14 protein-coding genes and 1 pseudogene are annotated in these 20,680 nt (G+C 43.1%); 6 read left to right on the top strand and 9 right to left on the bottom strand.

Annotated features, from left to right (window positions below):
• The 6 genes and pseudogenes from ACO1R6_RS06530 to ACO1R6_RS06505 all read right to left on the bottom strand — a co-directional run.
• Nucleotides 1–334: pseudogene (locus ACO1R6_RS06530) on the bottom strand (glucosamine-6-phosphate deaminase); the annotation flags it as partial.
• Nucleotides 335–451: 117 nt separating this feature from the next.
• Entirely contained in the window at nucleotides 452–1,741 is a 1,290-nt protein-coding gene (locus tag ACO1R6_RS06525) for an ROK family transcriptional regulator (protein ID WP_486263223.1), read from the bottom strand.
• Between the two features lie 366 nt (nucleotides 1,742–2,107).
• Complete coding sequence (locus tag ACO1R6_RS06520) at nucleotides 2,108–2,968, bottom strand: endonuclease/exonuclease/phosphatase family protein (RefSeq protein ID WP_486263221.1); 861 nt, start codon at nucleotides 2,966–2,968, stop codon at nucleotides 2,108–2,110.
• 12 nt (nucleotides 2,969–2,980) lie between these two features.
• Complete coding sequence (locus ACO1R6_RS06515; protein WP_486263219.1) at nucleotides 2,981–4,651, bottom strand: RagB/SusD family nutrient uptake outer membrane protein; 1,671 nt, start codon at nucleotides 4,649–4,651, stop codon at nucleotides 2,981–2,983.
• 4 nt (nucleotides 4,652–4,655) lie between these two features.
• Nucleotides 4,656–7,736: a SusC/RagA family TonB-linked outer membrane protein gene (locus ACO1R6_RS06510; protein ID WP_486263217.1), complete on the bottom strand. Its 3,081-nt coding sequence runs from the start codon at nucleotides 7,734–7,736 to the stop codon at nucleotides 4,656–4,658.
• 704 nt (nucleotides 7,737–8,440) lie between these two features.
• Nucleotides 8,441–9,277 (bottom strand): PI-PLC domain-containing protein, encoded by an 837-nt coding sequence (locus ACO1R6_RS06505; RefSeq protein ID WP_486263215.1) that lies wholly within the window; start codon nucleotides 9,275–9,277, stop codon nucleotides 8,441–8,443.
• A 664-nt stretch (nucleotides 9,278–9,941) separates the two neighbouring features.
• On the opposite strand from ACO1R6_RS06505, the gene ACO1R6_RS06500 reads away from it, so the two are divergent.
• Complete coding sequence (locus ACO1R6_RS06500) at nucleotides 9,942–10,244, top strand: hypothetical protein (RefSeq protein ID WP_486263214.1); 303 nt, start codon at nucleotides 9,942–9,944, stop codon at nucleotides 10,242–10,244.
• A 175-nt stretch (nucleotides 10,245–10,419) separates the two neighbouring features.
• A complete protein-coding gene (locus ACO1R6_RS06495) occupies nucleotides 10,420–10,788 on the top strand; it encodes an SPW repeat domain-containing protein (protein ID WP_486263212.1) in 369 nt (122 codons plus the stop codon).
• Nucleotides 10,789–10,807: 19 nt separating this feature from the next.
• On the opposite strand, the gene map is transcribed toward ACO1R6_RS06495, so the two are convergent.
• Complete coding sequence (map, locus tag ACO1R6_RS06490) at nucleotides 10,808–11,572, bottom strand: type I methionyl aminopeptidase (protein ID WP_486263210.1); 765 nt, start codon at nucleotides 11,570–11,572, stop codon at nucleotides 10,808–10,810.
• A gap of 215 nt (nucleotides 11,573–11,787) precedes the next feature.
• Here map and ACO1R6_RS06485 point away from each other — a divergent pair, with 215 nt between their 5' ends.
• Both ACO1R6_RS06485 and ACO1R6_RS06480 read left to right on the top strand, forming a co-directional pair.
• On the top strand, nucleotides 11,788–12,705 hold the full coding sequence (locus ACO1R6_RS06485; protein WP_486263209.1) for a sugar phosphate isomerase/epimerase family protein: 918 nt from the start codon (nucleotides 11,788–11,790) through the stop codon (nucleotides 12,703–12,705).
• Nucleotides 12,706–12,845: 140 nt separating this feature from the next.
• A complete protein-coding gene (locus ACO1R6_RS06480; RefSeq protein ID WP_486263207.1) occupies nucleotides 12,846–13,703 on the top strand; it encodes a sugar phosphate isomerase/epimerase family protein in 858 nt (285 codons plus the stop codon).
• Between the two features lie 208 nt (nucleotides 13,704–13,911).
• On the opposite strand, the gene ACO1R6_RS06475 is transcribed toward ACO1R6_RS06480, so the two are convergent.
• Together ACO1R6_RS06475 and ACO1R6_RS06470 are read right to left on the bottom strand one after the other, a co-directional pair.
• Entirely contained in the window at nucleotides 13,912–15,573 is a 1,662-nt protein-coding gene (locus tag ACO1R6_RS06475; RefSeq protein WP_486263205.1) for a M1 family metallopeptidase, read from the bottom strand.
• Nucleotides 15,574–15,647: 74 nt separating this feature from the next.
• Nucleotides 15,648–16,262: an HD domain-containing protein gene (locus ACO1R6_RS06470; protein WP_486263203.1), complete on the bottom strand. Its 615-nt coding sequence runs from the start codon at nucleotides 16,260–16,262 to the stop codon at nucleotides 15,648–15,650.
• A 225-nt stretch (nucleotides 16,263–16,487) separates the two neighbouring features.
• On the opposite strand from ACO1R6_RS06470, the gene ACO1R6_RS06465 reads away from it, so the two are divergent.
• Nucleotides 16,488–17,384 (top strand): lytic transglycosylase domain-containing protein, encoded by an 897-nt coding sequence (locus ACO1R6_RS06465; protein ID WP_486263201.1) that lies wholly within the window; start codon nucleotides 16,488–16,490, stop codon nucleotides 17,382–17,384.
• Nucleotides 17,385–17,538: 154 nt separating this feature from the next.
• Nucleotides 17,539–20,445, top strand: coding sequence for an excinuclease ABC subunit UvrA (gene uvrA / locus ACO1R6_RS06460; RefSeq protein WP_486263199.1), 2,907 nt, complete (start codon nucleotides 17,539–17,541; stop codon nucleotides 20,443–20,445).
• The last annotated feature ends 235 nt before the right edge of the window (nucleotides 20,446–20,680 follow it).

Below are 20,680 nucleotides of genomic sequence, written 5' to 3'. Positions count from 1 at the left end.
TGTCGATGTGGTGGAACAGGTTCTCGTTCATGAACGTCACGTAGCTTTGCGGCGCGGTGGGTTGCATGGGATAGTACTCGTCCAGGTTAAAGGTAATCACGTTGCGGAAGCTCAGGCCTTCTTCCCGGTGCAGCCGCACCAACTCAGCGTACACGCCTACCGGCGTAGCTCCTGTGGCTAAGCCCAGAATGGTCATCTGGCCTTTTTGCTGCTTGCTGGTTATCAGGTTTGCAATACGCCTCGCTACAGTTTTAGAGGCTTCTTCCTGGTTGGAATAAATAGTTACCGGTAATTTCTCGAACCGGGTTTCTTCTAAAAGATTTAATCGGGACATAGTTTATTTTGCGTTAAACGCCCTTGGGAGGTAGATTTTTCTTTGGGTAAAATTTGTTCTAGGTAATTAAAAAATAAGTGTGGTCAGTTAAAACAAGGAATCACCGGCCCGGCACTTTTATAATCGAATATCAGAAGCTACCTGCAAAGGGCGGCTATCGTCTATCAGATCAAGATATTCTTCGAATATATTCTCCATTACTATGGCCACTGAACCCAATATACCGGCATCTGGACCAATATCTGATAAACAAATACTTGTTTTCTCGCGCAGTTGCGCCATACAGTAAGTATTAATGGAATATTGAATAGGAGTGGTAATATATTGCTTGGCTTCTGCAATTTTACCACCCAGTATAATCAGTTCGGGGTTTAATAACTGAATTAAAATGGCTATGCCTTTACCCAGGTTTATACCAATCTGCGACAAAATATTAATAGCGTACTGGTCGCCGCGGTTGGCTGCATCAATTACCAATTGGGGTTCAATTTTATCTACTTCCCTATCCGACAAGGCATTTAAAATAGACCTTTGGCCGGATTTGATACCGTCTTTCGCCATTTTAGCCAGTGCAATACCCGAAGCAACGGTTTCGAGGCAGCCCCGCTTGCCACAATAACACAAATCGCCGTCGTTTACCAATGGAATATGGCCAAATTCGCCGGCAAACCCCGAGGTTCCGTTGCGCAGCTTGCCATCCATAATAATGCCGAGGCCGATGCCCCAGTCCATTGATAACACCAACACATCTTTTTTGCCGTGGGCTAAACCAAAACGGTATTCGGCCAGGGTGGCACTTTTTACGTCGTTCTGGATGTAAACGGGTTTTTTAAACTTACTGGCTAATATTTGTTGTAAAGAGCTTGCTCCCGTTTCGGTGAGCAGATAGGTATAATTGCTACCTTCTTTAGAAGATACCAGGCCCGGCATACTAATGCCAATGCCCATGAGTTTATCGGCATTTATACCCGACGAAACAATAAGGTTATGCGCTTTTTCGTAAAGCTGATCTACAGCACTTAAATCATCGGAAATGCGGATCGGGTATGTTTGCGTGCCTACAATATTGTTGTTATTGTTATCAAACAGCGCCATGCGGGTTTCAAACCGCTCCATGTTGATGCTCAAAACAAATAAAGAATTATCGCGCAGACCATAAAGATCGGGCTTGCGCCCGCCTACAGAATTTCCTCTTCCCTGCTTTTCTACCAGACCTTCGGCTATTAATTCGTTTATTAGCCCCATGGCTGTAGGCGAACTAATGCTAAAACGATTACAGATATCCGTATTAGACTTGGCACCTTTTACATATAAATGTTTAATTATTTTTATTTTTAAAAGGTGTTTTTTTTTATCAATATTGTTTAACTTTTGGATGTGGGCGTCTTCCAGCAGCAACGTACTCATATATTACTCATCAATTTACAACCTAAAGAAGAGACTTCTTTTCTGCAATTCCTAGCACTTCTTTAATTTTTTATTAAAAGTATATAAAGTTAATTAATTTTTTTATTTAAACAGAAATTCACATGTTCTGATATTAACTTATATAAATAATAAGCAGGCCATAAATATGATGAACGGTTAGGAAATATCACCTCCGACAGATTGATTTCTTATAATAGAAGGAGCTAAAAACATTACTATAGCTTTGGTCAAAAAGCCTGATAATCTAAATAGTAATGTTTACCAGTTTATTATCAGCGTCTGGCAAATATTATTCTATGCCGGTTTATATCTTAATAATCAATTCTTTGGCCGACACATTTATGTTTATTGTTTAATTTTAATAGTAGCTACTACCGGCAAATGATCAGAGGCGTACTTTTCGTTTACTACTTTGTGCGTGCCTACACTAAATTTACCACCACGGTGTTTATAGGCAATAAAATCAATGGTTCTGGTGGGGTTATTTACCGGAACGGTAGGGCCGCAAGTCTGACAAGTCCGGGTAAAATGCTTATCTAAAACAGCAATCACATCGCTTTCGGGGGTAGCATTAAAATCTCCGGCTATAATAAAGGGTAAAATTTCGGTGCCCGCAATTTTGCCTATTTCTTCTATTTGTAATTGCCGGTTAACTGGGCTACTCTGGGCATCAAGGTGGGTGCTGCCAAACCGAATAGTTGTACCATCGGGTAGTTTAATCTTAGCCGTGGCCAGTACCCGGGGTTCGCCCTTGGTTTCGGGTTTGGTAGGCAAGCGGTGTACCTGCGTTTCGGTTAACGGGTATTTAGACAAAATAGCTACGCCGTAATCGCCGCCTTGGTGGTCAATAGCTTTACCGAAAAAATAGACCATCCCTAATTTTTTGGCTATTTCTTCGGCCTGGTTAAACTTACCGGAACGCTCAGTGTTAACATCTACTTCCTGCAGCGCAACCAAATCAGGGTTCTGGGCTTTAATAGTATTCGCAATGGCATCAACATCAATAAAATCTGCTCGTGAAGGCGGATTACAATGGTGTATGTTATAAGACATTACTTGCAACAGCACCTCTTTTGCGGTGCCGGGCGCAGGATTGGTTACCGGAGCCGGATCGGCTGCCTTAGGGCCATTAGAACAGGAAGCCACCAAAATGGTGGCTCCTGTAAAAAATGGTATTAGAAGTTTTTTAAACAATCTATTTTTCATATTTGTGTTAAACTACCAACCAGGGTTCTGACCTAATTTAGAGTTACGTTCTAACTGGGTGAGCGGTATTGGCCATAAATAATTTTTACTGGGATCAAAAGTCCGGCCGGTAGAGGCTACAATGTATCCGTTGGCATCTGTCCGCAAACTGGCTACGTGGGCCGGAACTGCTGCCCAAGCTGCTTTCATACCTTTTACATCTTCTGCAAGTAAAGCACCTTTTCTCCAACGCATCAAGTCAAAGTAGCGCTGCCCCTCCAAGGCCAATTCTATCCGACGCTCGCGCCGTATTTCATCCCGTATATCTAAATTATTGGCTGTTAATTCACTTAAAACCATGCGTTTCATGCCTACCCGGTCACGCAGTAAATTTATAGTTATGTCAATGTCGGCCTGGGTAAGCTTGTTTTGCTCCAGACGCGCTTCGGCAAAGGTTAATAACACTTCGGCGTAACGCAGCAAATGAATATCATTGGCATCGCGGCTAACCTGGGCAACCGTGCTGGGCTCTACATATTTTGTAAAGTAGTAGCCGGTAATGGTTACTGAGCCTCTTCTATCCGAAATAAATTTGGGGGCCTTAAAAGTAGCCGGATGATCATTATTAGTAGGAGTATCGTAATGTTCGGGACTACCATCATAACGACCACCCCAAGCTGCTCCCGGCTCCAGAATGGTTTGTATCATCCGGGGGTCGCGGTTTTTAAACACATCTTCGTAGCTGGTTTCTTTGTACAACGGCGACTTAGATATGGGTAAACCATCACTCATCAGATAATCATCTACTAAAGATTTAGTAGGATTCCAACGGGCATTTTGGTCAGGCACCTGTATTTCGCGACTCAGGTTATGCATACTTAGGTCGGCTAGGTGCGTACGAACAATAATGGATTCGCGGTTGTTATTAGTAGATAATTTACCTTTATAAGTAAACAAATCGCGGTAATTAGCCGTTGGGCCGGTGGAGGTAAATAACCGGTAAACATTTAAATCCATTACGTCTTTAGCCGCTTTCTCGGCTACATCATAACGACCGTTATAAAGTGCTACCCGGGCTTTTAAAGCCAAAGCAGCGCCTTTACTCAAACGACCCAAATTGGCACCGGTCGGAATAGCCGCTGGCAGATGCTTAGCTGCTTCGTCCAAGTCTTGCAAAATAAAGTCAACTACTTTCTCTTTCGGATCACGGGGTCCATATATTTCAGTAATATCTAAAGTAGTAGTAACTAAAGGTACATCGCCATAAAGGTTGGTTAGATAGCTATACAGTAAAGCCCGGATTACCCGTACTTCGGCGGCTAACTGCTCTTTGCGGGCGGGGTCAGCTACATTGGCTTTTTGGTAATTTTGCAGAAAAGCATTGGCCTGGCGAATACCGGCATACTGGGTGCGCCACTCAGTATTTAAAGTACCTAAATCATAGCCGAAATTACCGCTGCCAATGAGCAAAAAGTCGGTAGTTGAGGGCCACAAAGTATTGTCGCCCATGTTTTCCATATCTACTGTGCTTTTAGCCTTAATATTGGCATAAATCGCATTTGAAGCCAGCACTAATTGCTCTTCATTCGTCCAGAAAGTTTCGTCGGTAATTTCATCTAATGGCACTCTCTCCAGAAAATCGTCTTTACAGGAGCCCAGCAACATTGTACTTACTAATAAACTATATATAATATTCTTTTTCATTTTACTATTTTAAATTAATGTTTACACCAAACACATAGGTTTTAACCTGCGGATAAAAACCACCGGTGCTAACCGGAGTTTCAGGGTCGTAACCGTAGAAATAATCAGTTTTGGTAAACAGGTTATCGGCTGAAGCATACACCCGCAGGCGGCTTACTCTAAATCTTTCGGTAAGTTGTGCCGGCAAGGTATAGCCAAGCTGAATATTTTTCAGGCGCAGGTAAGAGGCATCTTCTAACCAGAATGTTGACATGCGCTGATTATAAGTTTGCTGATAGACTAACCGTGGATAGCTGGCATCTGTATTTTCTGGTGTCCAACGATCCAGATGTACCGTTTGGGGTAAGCTACCTTCGTTTATATAGGCGTGACGGGCTGCCCCGGCTAAATAACCATCAGCTTTACCTACACCTTGCAGGAAGAAGTTGAAATCAATGCCTTTCCAACCTGCATTACCTCTAAAGCCATAAGTATATCGCGGAATATAGCTACCAATTACTTTGCGATCCTTATCTAAAGTTATTTTACCATCGCCGTCTAAATCCTTATAAATTAAGTCGCCAGGGGCAACCGGATCACTTACTAAAAAAGGAAATTTAGGGGTATATTTTTTGGTAGCATCGTCATAATCAAAGTCTGATACTTGTGCAATCCGGTCTGCTACCAATCCGTAGAACGCATTATCAGGCTCACCTACAATTCTAACCTGGTCGCCGTAAACAGGCGGTGTTCCACCTAAACTGGTTATTTTGTTTTTAACATCAGAAAGGTTGAAGCTGGCACCGTAGGTAAACTCACCTTTGCGGTCGTTCCAAGACACCATCGTTTCCCAGCCTTTATTTTCTACTTTCCCTGCATTTTGCGGCGGATAGCTAGTGCCAGTTCCCAAAACATCAGGCAGCGGAATAGTTAATAAAATATCACTGGTTTTATTAACAAAATAATCGGCAGTAAAATTTAAGCGGCCATTCAGGGTAGTTAAATCAATACCAATATCTTGCTTAAGCTGGGTTTCCCATTTCAATATTGTGTTTGGCACACCCGTATAGCGGTAACCAATGGTATTGGCATTACCAATAGGCATGGTAGATACTGGACCAATTACATCTAAATAAGCAAAATCACTTACCTTATCGTTACCTTGGGTACCGTAAGAAGCCCGTATTTTACCAAATTCAATTATGTTTTTAAGACTGCTAAAGAAATTTTCTTCTGAGAATACCCAACCAAGTGAGGCAGCACTAAATAAATCCCAGCGCACATCTTTTGCAAAACGGGTAGAGCCATCGTAGCGGAAGTTAACCTCAGCTAAATATTTTTCTTTAAAACCATAATTTAATCTACCAAAAGCCGAACGAAGCGCATTTTGGGCAGCACTGCCGCTGTTAAGCTGGTTGGCTGTACCTAAATTAATATTTGCTACATCTTGCGAAACCAGATTAGTTCTGGTAGCCGTAAAGTTGTCGCCTATGTTCTCTTCTTGCGAGGCTCCAAGTAAAAGCTTAACATTATGCTTTTCTAAAAACTGCTTCTCGTATTCGGCAGTTGCAATAAAAGTCTGGTAGATATTGGTATAATCCCGAACATCTATTTTGTTCTGCGGGTTAGTTTGGTATATTAATGAATTATCTGTTGGGCTATAATAATTGATGGTTTTAGAGAAGATGGTTCTTTTGGAGTTAGACCGCACCAAACCATACTGACCTCTGATTTTAAATCCATCAAAAACATTTAACACGGCATTAATATTACCGGTAAATTCCTGAGAAGCAAAATCGTCGGTTCCACCATCGGTAGTTACTGCCACCGGATTACGCTGGCCGCCCAGGTAAGCCCAGCCACCGGTAGTAAACCTTACTGGTACCAGGGGCAATATTTGGTGAGCGGCGTAAATAGGACCAGCACCTGAACCCAAGCCTTCTGCAGCCCCCGTATAACCCCGGTCGATGTAGCCCAAGTTTGCATCAATCTGCAAGCGGTCCATAATAGTGGTATTTAAGCGGGCCCGTAAGTTGTTGCGGGTTGCTTTGTAATTATCGCCGGTTATCAGACCTCCTTCTTTTAAATACCCGTAAGAGAGGTAGTAATTAAACTCTTTAGCACCTCCGTTTAGGCTGAAGTTATGATTTTGCTGCGGTGCACTTTTCTTGTAAATTTCGTCTATCCAGTTAGTATTGGCGTAATAATTTGGGTCAGAACCGTTACGGGCAATTTCAATCTGGTCGAGGGAATAGGTTGGGTTTCGGCCGGCATTTACCTGGGCTTCGTTTAATAACTCCATATACTCCGGTGAGCCTAAAAACTTAGGCAAAGCGGTGGGTGTTTGCACCCCAAAATAGTTGGTATAAGAAATAGATGGCGTGCCACCAGATCCTTTTTTGGTAGTAATTAAAATAACCCCATTGGCACCTCGTACTCCGTAAATAGATGAAGAAGCCGCATCCTTCAGCACCGAAATACTTTCGATATCGTTCGGATTAAGCAAGTTCATATTTCCGCCGGGTACACCATCAATCACTATCAGCGGATTAGCATCACCCAATGTACCTACACCACGAATACGAATGGTATTCGCATTATTACCAGGCAATGCCGAAGAATTAACCACCGTTACCCCAGCCATTTGTCCTTGTAAACCAGAACTCACATTAGTAATTGGGCGGTTTTCTAATGTTTTAGAATCTATCTGACTAACCGCACCGGTTAAGTTAGCCTTTTTCTGAGTACCGTAACCCACTACTACTACTTCTTCCAGGGCTTTGGCATCAGTTGCCAGCTTAATATTAATAGTTGAGCGATTATTAATGGGCACTTCCTGCGTTTGGAAACCCACAAAAGATACAACTAAAGTGCTGGCGCCAGCCGGCACTTGCAAGGTGTAATTACCTTCAGCATCAGTAGCTGTACCTGAATTGGTACCTTTTACTAAAACTGTTACTCCCGGCAAATTATCACCGGTATCGCCGGTTACTTTACCGGATATGGTTTGGCCTTGCTGCGCGAATGCCATTACTCCATAACACAGCGATATTATTAACAGGATAGGCGTTCTCCAGTTAAATGTGTACTGAATAAATTTTGTCATTAGTGTAATCTTGTTTTAAGCTGCTGTATGTAAAAATTTGTAAATAGTTTTTTTGGTATTAACTGTTTAATTAGGTTTAAGCATGATATGTAAAATAAAACATAGGTAAAGTAAAAGTTTAAAATTTAGTTTAGGAGAAATAAGGAGGTTAAGGTTAAGTTAATTTTTTAGTCTAATCGTAAATCCATTAATAGCTACAATTCTCAATAGCTACTTTTTAGATAATTTTAACCTGCGTAGTATTCAGTCTTCTAAATACGATGGCGGCACCAACTAGTAAATAATTACGGAATGTTGTTATAGTTCTTAGTTGTTTCTAACAAGATTAAAGTGCTTTCAAAGCTTGTTTCGTTTGCTTCTTTAAAGAATCGAATTATTTCAATTAATTACAAATACTTTCGCAATTTTATTTTCAAATGTTTATAGTATAACTAAATATTTTACTATACACCTGATATTTTTTATAACCAATTAAAGTAAAAGCTATAAAGTTGCGTTAACACAGAATTGATTACCTACGTGTGCCCTTAACTTTTTTGATGGGTATATAGAAAAAAGATTATCCGGATTACTAAAGCCCAGCAGTTAACCTATCAGCTAAAAAGAATAGTATAATATTTAAAGAGGGCAAACAACTACAATCTTAGAAACAAAATAAGAAAGATTACCCAAATGGCGGCGGCTAAAAAATAAAGTATTTGTAATTAGTTGGGGGTAAGTTCTTCCGTAAGCCAGTTTAAGTGGTCGGTACCAATTAATAAAGTTTTATGCTTTAGCAATTCACGCCAGATGGTTCTGGTGCTATCCGGGTTAGCTTCAGATATATTCCAGAACCGAATCTTTACTTTACTTTGCCCAGCCTGCCGGTTTAATTTGTTTAGAAATTCCTTTTCGGTGACCGGCATTGTCCCACTACCGGTCCATTTAAAATAATTAGCCCAGTTACCACTAACCACCGGAAACTGCTCAGCATCTAAACCCAAAGCCAGGTCTTCAATTTTACCATCTAAGTAAACCAGGCGTTGTGGGTCGGCCAGCACCAATGCGCGCGGGTAATTACCCGTAAGAATAATTCGCACGCCTCTTTTTTTATCTGGTGCTTGCGGCGTTACAAGTAAAGCTCTGTATTTTTCCAGGAGCGGTACCAGTTGGGCGTAAGTGGCCGGGCCGTCGGTTTTAAAATCGATATACAGATACAAAATACCTGACCGGCGATAAAGCTTTTTCTCTTTTTGTAAAATAGTTTGGAGAGGTGCCAAGTACAGGCGTTCTAACGTCCGGTCAGGCTGCAACTCTTCGGCACTATGCCCAACGAGCAGCGTACCATTACTCAAAAAAACGTCGGCCTCAACGCTTTTAAATCCTAATTGCAAAGCATCTATTAAAGGGTTGGTACGCCAATAGTCGTTATGCGAATGCCCTTGCTCCAGCGGCTTAGCCAAATGTATCTTTTGCCCCAGAACCGGATCTGCTGCTTTTAACAGGCAAATAAGCGTTAATACAGAAAGCTTAAAGCAATGGCATTTTAAGGCGTAAGCCATTGAATCATAATAATTTTTAGCAACTTGGCTTAGCAGCATTATTTTAAATTTAAAGAGGCTAAATTACATATTTTATTTAATGGGAATAAGGCAAAGTTTTGGAAAGCGCTTACCCCTTAACCCAAAATATTTATTCTACTATTTATTTCAACCTTTATACCTATTCTTGCATTTAACCAGCACTCATTAAAATCGAATAAATATATTATTAACAATATTCATAATTCAGCCTTATTCCCGCATAATTATATTTTTACTATAAGCCAATCCAATAGTTCAGTTAACCGGCTTAATATAACCCTCCAGTAGCCGCAATCTGGCTTAACAATGCTCTAAAAGCATTATCTAAATTAATTTTATTTAATTATTCCAATATTTACTTACCTAAAAATAGGTTTTTTATGTTTTCATAAACTTTATTTTGTGCAACTTATTGCAAAATATTTTTTTTGTATATACCTTGCTTTAATTCTAATAAAAACCGCTTTTAAGTCACTTTATAGCTATACAATATTAGAATATTACTATTATATTAAATGCTTAAAAAAAATTTAACCATTAACACATATTGCAATAAAAATAAACCTTTTTTAAACAGCCATACACTTAATAAAATAGCACCTACATCATTTATCTTTAATAGAAAACAGCCAAAATATTTTATATGAAACACTATTACGATCCAGAAGAATTTTTTTTAGTTGGGGATAATGAAACCCGAAATATTTATGTAATCCATACCTTTTACAAAGTTCTCTTTAAATCGAATCGCCCTAACGACGAATTTCCCTGCTATTTGTATTTAGGTAGAGGCGAAATAAAAAAAGAAAACCGCATTTATGTAAAACGGGAAAAACTGGAATACGCCAAAGAATTAATTTCTAAAAAGGAATGGGCAGCGCGCGAAGGCATGAGAATAACTCATTACAGCCCTACACCTCCCTACCGGGCAGAACCGGCCCGTTAATGTTTGTTGTATAAAAAAAGCCACCCAAAGGGTGGCTTTTTTATTTAATAAGCATTTAATCAGCTAATTGGTTAAAACCATATACCAGAAGTAGCGTAAGGAAAGCAACCGGCGGCAGTGGTGGTTTGCTGCATTTTAGCCGCAACGGTTTTACTAAATATTAGAGGCTAAATTCATGGAAAAACCAATTACCCGCCAGTTGCACGGCGTAGCCGATTACAGCTATGCTGCGGTGGTTACAACCGCCCCCGAAACTTTGGGATTTACCGAATCGCAAACGGCCACTACTTTGTGCCGTGCTTTAGGAGGTGGTGCGCTGTTATACAGCCTGGCTACCCGCTACGAGTGGGGCATAGTCCGGGTATTGCCCTTTAAAACGCATTTACTCATTGATGCTGCCGCCAATGCTTTTGCCCTGGGTGCTCCCTGGATTTTTGGTTTTTCTGATAATAAAGTAGCGCGCAATACTTTCTTGGCGGCTGGCTTTACCGGCTTAACCATAACTCTACTCACCCAACCTGAAGAAATGCCGGAAGAAGCTTAAGCTTTGTTCATTTTATTGTTTAGTTCCAGATGCCGTTTACCTGCGTCAGGATAATAGGTTGCGCATCGGTAACCACAATGGTATGCTCGTGCTGGGCAACAAAACCGCCTTTATTCCCTACCAGGGTCCAGCCGTCGGCCAGGGTATTGGCTACCGTAGAATCAGTAGAAATAAAGGTTTCGATGGCAACTACAGTGTTTTTTCTAAAGCGGGCGAAATTAAAATTATCGGGATAATTGGCAATCTCATGGGGTTCTTCGTGCAAGCTGCGGCCTATGCCGTGCCCCGTAAGATTTTTAATCACTTTATACCCCGATTTTCTGGCTTCAGTTTGAATTAAACGCCCGATTTCGCTAATCCGCACCCCACCTTTTATGTTAGCTATAGCTTTTTGTAAAATGCGTTTAGACGCATCTACCAGCGGCTGGTGCCCGTGAATATCTTCGCCCAACACAAAAGAACCGCCATTATCGGCCCAATAACCATTTAACTCAGCCGATACGTCAATATTTATTAAATCGCCCAATTTTAATATTTTTTTCTCGGAAGGTATGCCGTGGGCCACCTCCTGATTAAGGCTAATACAGGTCCAACCGGGGAAATTATACGTAAGACGGGGTGCCGATTTAGCGCCTAAATTTTGTAATAGCTTCCCGCCAAACTCGTCCAATTCCTGCGTTGTCATGCCGGGCTGGGCATAGTTGCGCATTTCTTTCAGGGTAAGCCCCACCACTTCGCTGATGGCCTGCATGCCAGCTAATTCTGATTCTTTACTGATTGACATAATATAATTTTACCTGTTGGTTAAAAGCGTGGCCAAAAATAAGGTTTAGCGTATACGCTTAAGCACTAATTACAGAATTTTATTTATATTGACTTATAATAAACAATTTTTTGCCCGGTTAAAATTCACTAACTGCTGGCTTGTTTCTACATTTTGGTTAATAAAAGTCCTTATTTTCTGTAATCATATTCTAATTTAAAGCATTACGGCCTCTGATGAAAAATACCAACCGCCGCCAATTCCTGGTAAAAGCCTTTTGCGCTGTTCCGGCGTTGGCTGTTGCCCAGGAATATTCGCCGCCGGCTTTAAGCCTAAATACCCAGCCCCCGTCGGCCCGGCAATTTAAAATCAGTTTAAATGCCTACTCGTTTAACCAGGCCCTGCAAAGTGGCCAGATGCGTTTAACCGACTTGCTTCAGTTTTGTGCCGACTATCATTTCGATGGGTTAGATTTAACCGCCTATTATTTTCCGGGCTACCCGGCCGTGCCCTCCGATGCGTATTTGTACGAAATTAAACGCCAGGCCTTTCGGTTAGGCCTGCCCATTAGTGGTACCGGCGTGCGCAATGATTTTACCGAACCAGATGTCGCCAAGCGCCAGGAAAGCATTACACTGGTTAAAAACTGGATTGATGCGGCCGCCAAATTGGGCGCACCGGTAATCCGGATATTTTCGGGTATTCAAAACCCGGTGGGCTACACCCGTGAGCAAATATTAACCTGGATGGTAGCCGATATAAAGACCTGCGTAGCCTACGGCAAAAGCAAAGGCGTGGTAGTAGCCATTCAGAACCATCATGATTTTATTAAAACGGCCGCCGAAACCCAAAAGATTATGGAATTGGTAAATTCTGACTGGTTTGGTTTAATTCTGGATATTGGCAGTTATCGCATGGGCAACCCATACCAGGAAATACAAAAAGTTATTCCGTATGCCGTAAGCTGGCAAATTAAAGAAGCTATTTACGAGTCGGGAAAGGAAATAAAACCGGATCTGAAGAAATTATTTGCGGTAATCCAAGCCTCGGATTACCGCGGGTATTTACCCATCGAAACCTTGGGCCCCGGCGACCCGCACGTAAAAGTACCTTTGTTTTTAAAAGAAGTAAGAGCCGCTTTAAATTTAAGCTAAACCAATATTTTTATTATTCAAGCAACTGACTTTACTTATATTTAGATTTCTAACCATAATAGTTAGCAACAATTAGCCTCAAATAAAGCAGTACTAGCTATCTAAAACCTAATATTTTAACTTTATTAACCAAAACCCACATGAAACAAGTGCTTTACGGCGGATTCTTTTTGATTGTATGTCTGTTTGCCACGGCCATGGTACAAAAAGGCAAATTGCTCTTTCCCCGAACACCCGGTATGCAAACGTATACTTTCCGGCATAGCATGAAGAAAGATGTGGCTGCTACCCTGGATACCATTAAAACGCTGGGTATTACCGAACTGGAAAGCAGCACCAACCCGGAAGGTCTAAGCCCCGAAGCTTTCCGGAAGTTGCTCGATGATCGCGGCCTCAAGTGCCCATCGGTGGGGGTGGGTTACGAAGAGTTGGTAAAAGACCCGGCCGGAGTAGCGCGTAAAGCTAAAATTATTGGGGCTAACTACGTAATGACCTCCTGGATACCGCATAAAGGCGAATTTAAGTTAGCTGATGCCCAGAAAGCCATTGCCGATTTTAACCAGGCCGGCAAAGTTTTAAAAGAAAATGGCCTTACTTTTTGTTACCACACGCACGGCTACGAATTTATTCCGTACCAGAACGGCACCCTCTTCGATTATATGGCCCAAAATACCAATCCGGAGCACGTTTCTTTTGAAATGGATATTATGTGGGTATTTCATGGCGGGGGCGATCCGGCCAAATTGTTAAATAAATACGGCTCACGCTGGAAATTAATGCACCTGAAAGACTTGCGCAAAGGCGTAAAAGGCGATTTTACCGGCGGCACTTCCGTAGAAAATGATGTAGCCTTGGGCACGGGTCAATTAAATATTCCGGCCATTTTAAAAGCAGCGCAAAAAGCCGGCGTTAAACATTATTTTATCGAAGACGAAAGCTCCAGTTTCCGGAAACAAGTACCCCAAACCATGGCTTACTTAAAAAGCCTGAAAGAATAGGCGGAAAAACTAAATCCTGTCGCCAGCGTCTTGCTGGTGACTTTATTCTTCCGGCCTCTGGCCGCAGCGTATGTAAATATTTTTTTCTGCCCGGTTATTTATATCGGCCAGGGGCCAGAGAAAAATAGACCCGAGCGTGGATGCGCGCGCCATTAAAAGCTTTTCGCCAGAAAAAAGCATCTGATTTTATGTGAGACCAATTGTTGACTTACTTTACCTGCGCTGTGGTAACGTAAAAATTATTATCTAATTTAAGGTTGGTTTTACCGGTTACCGAAGCCGCTTGTTGCCAGGCAGTAGTTGGTTGCAACCAAGTTTCTTTATCGTTTAAGAATACTTTTACGGGCATATTAAACCCTGCTACTACGTTGTTCCAGCGGTACTGGAGCTTATTGTCTTTTAGCTGATACTCCAGCACCGGTATTCGTACATCGCGCAGGTATTGGTTAAAAAAAGTAGTTAAATCGTGGCCGGTGTGTTTACTTAAATATTGTTCTATTTGCTGCGTAGTTACGGTTTGGTGGTAAAAATCTTTGTTTAAGCCCCGCAATATTTGCCGCCATTTATCATCGTTATTAATAATCTGGCGCAGGGTGTGCAGCATGTTGGCGCCTTTGTAATACATATCGCCGGAGCCGCTGTAGTTTACGTTATACAAACCAATAATGGATCCGTCGTTCTGAATGTTGGCGCGGGTACCAATTACGTATTCGGCCGAGGCTTTTTTACCATAATAATAATCCAGAAATAAGTTTTCGGAATAGGCCGTAAAACTCTCGTGAATCCACATATCAGCCACATCTTTATAGGTAATATTATTCGCAAACCACTCGTGCCCCGATTCGTGCACAATAATAAAATCGAATTTTAAACCCCACCCGGTTTTACTTAAATCTTTGCCCAGGTAACCGTTCTGGTATTTATTGCCGTACGTAACCGAACTCTGGTGCTCCATACCCAAATAAGGCACTTCTACCAGTTTGTAGCTATCTTCGTAAAACGGGTACGGTCCAAACCAGTGCTCAAAAGCTTTTAACATGCGCGGCACTTCTGCAAACTGCTTTTTGGCTTTCGTTAAATTATCGCGCAGCACATAATAGTCACAATCGAGGATACCTTTTTCGCCGGCAAATTTTTCGGAGAAGTGCACGTAATCGCCAATATTAATATTTACGCCGTAGTTGTTGATGGGGTTGGTTACCGCCCAGTGGTAGGTTTTGGTGCCGTCCGGGTTTTGCACGGTTTTGCGTAAGCGCCCGTTCGAAACATCCATTAAATTTTGCGGTACCGTCACGCTAATCTGCATACTGTCGGGCTCGTCGTACATGTGGTCTTTGCAGGGCCACCACAAGCTGGCACCATCGCCCTGCACGCTGGTAGCTATAAATGGGTTCCCTTTGGCATCTCGGCGCCACGTAACGCCCCCACTCCAGGGCGGATTTTTACTCACCCGGGGTTTGCCGCCGTAGTAAATTTCTACTTTTTGCGAACTGCCCGGTTGCTGCTTTTGAGTAAGCTTTAGAAAATAAACATTGCCCTCGCGGTTAAACATTACCGGCTGATTATTTTGCATTATTTTTTCGATGCGCATGGGTTCCTGCAAATCTATTTGCATGGTTTGGTGGGGCTGCAACACGCGGTATTGCACGGTATTTACCCCCCGGATGGTGCTATCAGTAGGGTTTACCCGAATATTTAAATGGTAATGCTGTAAATCCCACCAAGCCCGTTCGGGGGTAATGGCGCCGCGCAAAGTATCTTGGCGGGTAAACTGCGGTTGCTGCGCCTGTACGTTACCAGCTTGCGCAAGAAGCACCACCCCAATTACCCAGATTAAAATTTTATTTATTAATTTCTGATAAAAGCTCATGCAAAAATAATATAACGTAAAATTCATCCTTAAATTTCTGGTTTTTAAAAGCCAAAACCAATTTACAAGCGGGTTTATAAATCTTTTAATTCTTGGTTTAAGTTTGCGCGGGCTTGCTGTTCGTATTGCTTCTGAAAATAGTCGGTTTTGTAAATAGTATCGAGTTGCAGAAAATAACTTAAAACTTTCCGACGGCCGGGTTTATACACCAAATCCGGAAAAATATGGTACTCCAGCCTTACCTGCGCCGCATACCCGGCATAAATATCCCAAGGCTGCCCCAGAATAGCTAAATCAGCATCGGTAAACCAATTGGTGTCGGCATCGGCAGCAACCTGGTGGCCTTGGGTAGCCAATATATGCGCTTTGCAACGGGTAATTTGGGCCGGTGGCACGCCCAGTTTGGCTAAATATTCGGCTGCCAGCGCGGCACTGCGGGCTTCGTTGTCTTGTTTGATTGGGTTATACACCAAATCGTGGTAAAAAACAGCAAATTGCACCGCATCCCAATCCGAGATTAAATGCTGCACTGGGTTTAACTGGTGGAGCAGGCTTTGCAGGTGCGCTAACGTATGGTAATGCCGCCCTTTTTCAGAATACGCCTCCCAGATTTCGGCCCAAAGCTGTTCGGCAAGCGCGGTATTATCGGTATATTTTTGGGCTAATGTTTTAAAGGTTTGTTCCAGCACCGGCGGTATACATTAAGTTTTAAATGAATAAGGCTTTGCTCTGGCTTACTTAATATATTTAAGCCCAAGCCCAAAAGATAAATATATTACCAATACTGTGCCGTAAAGAAACAATTTAAGATTAGCTGGTTACAAAATAAAGGCACCATTTTGCCTAAAACTTATCCCAATTAAACAAATTCAGCCGTTACTTACGTACACCTTTATTCATTAATTCTTTCGCTTATGGATTTTTTGCGGCGTTACTGGAAAACCGGACTCATCTTTGTTTCTCTTTTAGGTACCGTAAACCTGTGTAGTCAGCAAATTGCCGAAGCGCCAACTGCGCCCAAACCTTATGGGTCTTACCCGCTGCCCGATGCCATGTCGTTTGCCGGTGAACCGGTGCCCTTACACATACCGGATGTAGCCGAACGCCTCGACCGCGAACTACAAGCCAACGCTTATTTCCACTCCAATACCATTATGGCGCTAAAGCGCCTGAACCGCTTTATGCCGGAACTGGAAAAGCACCTGCAGGAAAACAAGCTGCACCCCGATTTTAAATATCTGGTAATGGCCGAAAGTTTGTTTGGCAACGTAGTGTCGCCGAAGGGCGCCGCCGGCTTTTGGCAGCTCATGCCCGAAACGGCCAAGGGCTATAAAATTACCATTAACGACGAAATAGACGAACGCTATTATTTACCCAAAGCCACAGCTGCCGCCGCCACTTACTTTAAGCGCGCCTACCAAAAATTTGGTTCCTGGACCAATGCCGCCGCTTCTTATAACCGCGGTATGGGCGGACTGGAACGCGCCCTGGCCACCCAACGCGTAAGCTCTTACTACGATTTGTACCTGAACGAAGAAACTTTCCGGTATTTGTTCCGGATACTGGCCCTGAAAGAAGTAATGGAGCACCCCGACCGGTATGGCTTTGATACCAGTCGCATCCAGGGCTACGCGCCGCCTAAAACCCGTACCATAACCGTGCAGGAATCGGTGGCCGATTTACCCCAGTTTGCTTTGGATTTAGGCATTAATTACAAAATATTAAAACTGCACAACCCCTGGATTATTAATTATAAATTAACCGTAAGCGAGCAGCATCCCAGCTATGAGTTGCGTTTACCCGCCGAATAAGGCGGCCAGCCTAAATTTTTAAAGCCGGAAGATTTATACCTATTGGGTTTAATTCTTAAACTAAAACGCTTTTACTTCGGTTATTACTAGATTAGCAATACTGCTTTAAGCACGATAAATTATTTATCTTTGCAGATTAATCTATAAACCAGCAATGGGTCAAATAACAGAAAATACGGCCGTAGCAAACGGTGAAATTATAAATAATACCGCTCCTGAAAATACAACCGCCGAAGCCCAGCAAATAGAAGTGTACGGTGCCCGGGAGCACAACCTTAAAAATGTAAGCTTAACTATTCCGCGCAACAAACTGGTCGTATTTACCGGCATTAGCGGCAGCGGCAAATCATCGTTGGCTTTCGATACCATTTACGCCGAAGGCCAGCGTCGCTACATGGAAACTTTCTCGGCGTATGCCCGCTCTTTTCTGGGTGGCCTGGAACGGCCCAACGTCGATAAAATTGAAGGTCTGAGCCCGGTAATTTCCATTGAACAGAAAACCACCAGCCGCAACCCGCGCTCTACGGTAGGCACTATTACCGAAATTTACGACTTTATGCGTTTGCTTTTTGCCCGTACCGGCGAAGCTTTCAGCTACGTAACCGGTAAAAAAATGATCCGGCAAAGCGACGATCAGATTGTACAGCACATCCTGGAAAATTTTAACGGCAAAAAGCTCATTATTCTGGCCCCGGTGGTAAAAGGCCGGAAAGGCCACTACCGCGAGTTATTTGAACAAATCCGGAAAATGGGTTTTGTACGTGTACGCGTAGACGGCGACTTGCTGGAGCTGGTACCCAAAATGCAGGTAGACCGCTACAAAATTCACGACATTGAGATTGTGGTGGATAAAATAATCGTAAACGCCGACGACCGCTACCGTATTTCCAGTTCGGTGCAGAATGCGCTTACCCACGGCAAAGGCACTATTTCTATTCTGGAGCCCGATACAAACCAAACGCACTTTTTCTCGCGGCACCTCATGGACCCCGAAACCGGTATTGCCTACGACGATCCGGCGCCCAATACGTTTTCGTTTAACTCGCCGTACGGGGCTTGTCCGGTGTGTAACGGCCTCGGCGAAATCCAGGAAATTACCGAAGACTCTATTATTCCGGACAAAAGCTTAAGCATTAGCCGCGGCGGCATTGCGCCTTTGGGCGAGTTCCGCGATATCTGGATATTTAACCAAATTCAGGCTTTACTCCGGATTCACAAACTAAATATTTCTACCCCAATCCAGGATTTGCCGGCACCGGTGCTAAACCAATTGCTGCACGGCGTAAACGAAGAACTGGAAGTAAAAGCCAAAGGCCATAGCTACACCATCGAGTTTGAAGGTATTGTTAGCTTTTTACGCAAACAAATGGAATCCGACTCGGATGCTATCCGGTCGTGGGTGAAAGAATTTACCCAAACCAACGAGTGCCCCGAGTGCCACGGTTTGCGCCTGAAAAAAGAATCGTTGCACATTAAGCTGGATAGCAAAAATATTGGCGAATTGTCGCAGTTTAACATTGGCCAGTTGGCCGATTGGTTCCATAATTTAGAAGACCGCCTAAACGAACGCCAGAATTTAATTGCCCGCGAACTGTTAAAAGAAATCCGGAAGCGAATCGGATTTTTGCTGGATGTGGGCTTGAATTACCTGAACCTGCACCGCTCGGTACGTACCCTCTCGGGCGGCGAATCGCAACGCATTCGGTTGGCTACGCAAATTGGTACGCAGTTAGTAGGCGTGTTGTATATTATGGATGAGCCCAGCATTGGCTTGCACCAGCGCGACAACGAAAAACTGATCTCAGCCTTAAAAAACCTGCGCGATATTGGCAACTCCGTTATTGTGGTAGAGCACGACAAAGACATGATTATGCATGCCGACCACGTGTTGGATATTGGTCCGGGCGCGGGTATTCACGGCGGGCACATTGTAGCCGCCGGTTCGCCGCAGGAAATATTTAATTCCGGCAGCCTGACCTCGCAATATTTAAGCGGCCAGAAACACATTGAGATACCCAAGGCCAAGCGGGCAGGCCACGATAAAGTACTAACTTTACGGGGTGCCACCGGCCATAACTTAAAAAACGTAACGGCTCATTTCCCGTTGGGCAAACTTATTGCGGTTACGGGCGTTTCGGGCAGCGGCAAATCTACGCTTATCCACGATACGCTGTTCCCGATTTTGAACAAGCATTTCTTTAACGCCAAACGTGAGCCACTGCCCTACAAAGGCATTGAAGGCCTGGAACATATTGATAAAGTAATTGAAGTAGATCAGTCGCCGATTGGCCGTACCCCCCGCTCTAACCCTGCTACCTATACGGGTATGTTTACAGAAATCCGGGCTTTGTTTGCCCAATTGCCCGAAGCCAAAATCCGGGGTTACTCGGCCGGGCGTTTCTCGTTTAACGTAAAAGGCGGCCGCTGCGAAACCTGCGAGGGTGCCGGTATGCGGGTAATTGAGATGAATTTCCTGCCCGATGTAAACGTTCCTTGTGAAACCTGCAAAGGCAAACGCTACAACCGCGAAACTTTAGAAGTACGTTTTAAAGGCAAATCTATTACCGACGTGCTGGACATGACCGTAGAAAAAGCCGTTGAATATTTCGAAAGTCAGCCCCGCATTTTGCGCAAAGTAAAAATATTAAATGAGGTAGGTTTGGGTTACATTACGCTCGGGCAGCAGGCTACAACGCTCTCGGGCGGCGAGGCCCAACGGGTAAAACTGGCAACCGAGCTATCAAAAAAAGACACCGGCAAAACCTTTTATATTCTGGATGAACCTACCACTGGTTTACACTTTGAAGACATCCGGCACCTGAGCGATGTAATTCACAAGCTGGTTGACAAAGGCAATACCGTATTAATTATTGAACATAACCTTGATATGATTAAAGTGGCCGACCATATTATTGATATTGGTCCGGAAGGTGGCGAAGCGGGTGGCACCATTGTGGCCGAAGGTACTCCTGAAGAAGTAGCCAAAGTAAAAAAAGGTTATACCAGCCGTTTTTTAAAAGAAGAACTGGCCACCAGCAAATACCGCGAAGTGTCGGCTTAAATAATCTGGTATGCCGGCCGATTACCCAAATGCTGCGCTAGAATAAAACAGTTTTTTCTAACCAGAATAATCTGCCGGGGTATTTACTTTAAAAAGTAAATACCTCGGCAGTTTTGTTACTTATTTGCTTTTTGCGCTTTCCCGAAAAAAAATATATAAAATATCAATCCAGCGTAACTTTTAATTACCCAATTCGTAACATCTACAACTAAAATTGTTTTTTGTTCAGTAAGGG

Source organism: Adhaeribacter sp. (assembly GCF_057359045.1).
The sequence above is the reverse complement of the archived record's forward strand: the minus strand, read 5'-3'. Positions and strand labels throughout refer to the sequence as shown.